This window comes from Bartonella sp. AS69XJJH (assembly GCF_042195585.1).
Classification (GTDB): Bacteria; Pseudomonadota; Alphaproteobacteria; order Rhizobiales; family Rhizobiaceae; genus Bartonella.
Window position 1 is genome coordinate 1 of sequence record NZ_JBHIOO010000056.1, and the last position, 3,050, is coordinate 3,050.

A 3,050-nucleotide genomic window follows, 5' to 3' on the forward strand; every position below is an offset into this window, starting at 1 on the left:
GATCAATGGGAAAATACTTCCACACAATCACACATCACGGCACGCCAAGATGTGCAGATTACTGCTGACAATGATGTAAATATGCAAGCAGCCATTGTTACGGCGGATCGTGATGTCAACATTGACGCTGGCAATAATATCACACTATCGGAAAGCTATGATACCTCTAACGGCAAAGAGACACATGAAAAGTCCTTTGCTGGTGTGACAACTTCCGTTGATATCGGTATCCTTGGCACGGTACAAGGCTTAAAAGATTCAGCGGACCGCATGAACAATAAGGATGGTAACAATACAGTTATTAATGGCATATTGACCGGCATGAAAATCAATCACCTCTTTAATAAAGGCAAGAATTTTGTTGATTGGCTGACTGGCAATACGGGGGAAAAGGGGAACACAACCAAAGGACTGAGTAACCCATTAGGGGGGATGGGGGGCTCCACCAAGGATGCTCTTGCCAATCTGGCTGGCGCATCTGGCAGTGTAACCGTGGGCTTTAAAACTGAGAAAACAGAAGCCTCTTCTCAAGTCTCCACAGCGGTGACAGATAGCATAGAAGGTGGACGCGCTGTTAACATGCAAGCCCACAAAGGCAGCATTCATGGTGTTGGCGCTGATATTATCGCTGGTACCAATCCAATCTATGTGCTGGAAAATGATGCACAGAGCGGAAATATCACCATGGAAGCAGGTGAAGATATCACCTTTGAAAGTGCGCAAAACACGCAAAGCACACAAAACAGCAGTGAAAGTGCTTCAATGAGTGTTGGCACCGGTTATGGCACCGGTGGCGCAGGGGCAACGGGTAGTGCTGCTTTTAGTCAAGGGGAAGGTTCCAGTGAGGAAGTTCAACACAAAAACAGCCATATTATAGGCACTGGCACTGTTCATACCAGCAGTGGGGCAAACACCACACTGGCAGGCGCCGTGGTTTCTGGAAATCAAGTAGAAATGGAAGTAGGGGGTGATTTTGCCATTACCAGTCGCAGTGATACGGGACAAACTTCCAGTAAGCAAAACTCTGTTTCTGTTGGGTTTGGTGCTGGACAAACGGGTGGTGGAGGCTCTATGAGCGCCTCTTTCCAAAAGGATAAATCCTCTAGTGATTATCATAGTGTTGTGGAACAATCAGGCATCAAAGCGGGTGATGGCGGCTTTAATATCATTGTTAAAGATAAAACAACGCTGACCGGAGGACTTATTTCCAGCACAGCCTCGGCGGACAAAAACAGCCTGACCACAGGAAGCATTAGCACCAGTGATATCAGCAACAGTGCCCATGCTAAAGCCAGCAGCCATGGGTTTAGCATTTCTGGGAACGACACGATAAAGAACATTGCCAAGAATGTTTTAAATCACGGCAAAGCCAAGGATGGAGCAGAAGGGGAAACCAAATCTGCTATCAGCGATGGGACTATCATTCTTACTGATACAACTGGACAGAGGGCGATGGGGCAAGATGCTGGACAAATCATTGATGCACTCAACCGCAACACCGCAGCAGCCCACCAAGCCGTTGCACCGGTGGACGCCACATCGCTTGAGGGGATCGTTCATAATCGCCTAGATATGATCAATGATTTATCGGATGAAGGATTGGGATACTTTGTTAAAATTTATAAAATCGCCTATGTCAAAAAACATCCTGAGGGAGAAGTTGAGCATGATGAAAATGGCAATGTCCTCTATGCAACAGATAAAAATGGAAACTATATAAAAGACAGTCATGGAAGAAAAATACCTCTGTATCACTATTTAACACCAGAAGAAGAAAAACATTTACAAAAAGGCTCTGATGGCCAGGTTCATATGTTTTACAATGGTATTTTTACCTCACCAGATGATGCTGCGCGTTATACCGTCCAGTTTGCTGACAATGATCATGGTCCCCTTTATTTTACATACTTCCCAGAAGCTGAAGACTGGGAAGTGGAAGTAGGGATAGCGATTTTTCAGAAGCTTCTGGAAGGTAGACTTTTTTTTGGATTGACCAATTCAACCAAGAAATTCCAGGATACAATGTATCTTTATGGCAATACAGGATTGCATGATGATGCCCATAGTCGTGGTACCATAACAGCAGGAAATGGATCATATGATTTAGTAAAGCATGGTGTTCACGGTATAGCAAAGGAAACAACGGTTAATTTTTTTGGTCCAGCTTATAATACTCAAGACATGGCAGATACATTATATATCTTAAGGGATGGCAAGCAAACCACTGTCGGCTTGGAAAACCATGCAGATGATTTTGTTGGTGTTGTGTTTGGCAAAAATCCCGCTACTTTTTACCAGAGGCCCCTTGGTAGTAACGTAGTGAAAGAGGCAAAGAAAGTACTATTTGGTTATCCCAGCCCTCATGTTTGTTATGCAAATGCGGATCGAGCATGTAGACATGATTATGGTTCATCTCACCGTATATACGTTGATTCAATTAATTCAGGGAGCAAAAAATGAAACACATTTTAAGATTATTAAGCGGGATAATCCTGTTAAGTATAGCTGGGTGTAATTTTTTTAAGCCTTCTCCAGGGTACATGTATATGTGGAAGAAGCCAGGAGCAGACTTTACCGAGGTAGGAAAAGCATTGCTAGAATGTGGCATGCCAACGCCTTATGATGAGGATTCAGAAAGCAGAGAGCAGAGTATTAATGCACAGGCAACAGTCCATGCATGCATGATTCAAGCAGGTTTTCGCTATAAAAATGAAGTTAAGGGGGGTGGGTGGTGTTATACTTTTAAAGCTGAAAACCTCCCCATCTGTCAGCCTGGTGCTATCATCCCAAAACGAAGTGTCAAGAAGCGCTTGAACAGCCCGTTTTGTACAAAGCATCCAGAACAACCTGAATGCGAGCCTTAAGTCTTGCTTGTAATGACCGACAATCCGCCATCCTTGCCTTCACTTGGAATGGCGGGATTGTTTTCTCAATCCATCATCTCAATATTGTTCACCGTTGTTTTAAACAGCGGTGACAGAAAATATCAACAAGCTTCCGAGCTGTTTTATCGTAAATAAATCCATTGAAAGAGGGGAAAAATGAAGAAA

At 43.8% G+C, this 3,050-nt stretch carries 2 protein-coding genes; both read left to right on the forward strand.

Features of this window, described 5'->3' with window-relative positions; translation table 11 throughout:
• A partial coding sequence (locus ACFIK6_RS09370) for a hemagglutinin repeat-containing protein (RefSeq protein ID WP_375677583.1) occupies positions 1-2,460 on the forward strand: 2,460 nt, incomplete at its 5' end.
• The gene (locus ACFIK6_RS09375; RefSeq protein WP_375642610.1) at positions 2,457-2,864 is read left to right on the forward strand and encodes a hypothetical protein; all 408 of its coding nucleotides are present in this window, start codon (positions 2,457-2,459) and stop codon (positions 2,862-2,864) included. The genes ACFIK6_RS09370 and ACFIK6_RS09375, both read left to right, overlap by 4 nt.
• Positions 2,865-3,050: the final 186 nt, after the last annotated feature.

Coding starts and splice junctions, on each gene's coding strand:
- ACFIK6_RS09375 (WP_375642610.1), top strand. CDS start 2,457: ATGAAACACATTTTAAGATTATTAAGCGGGATAATCCTGTTAAGTATA.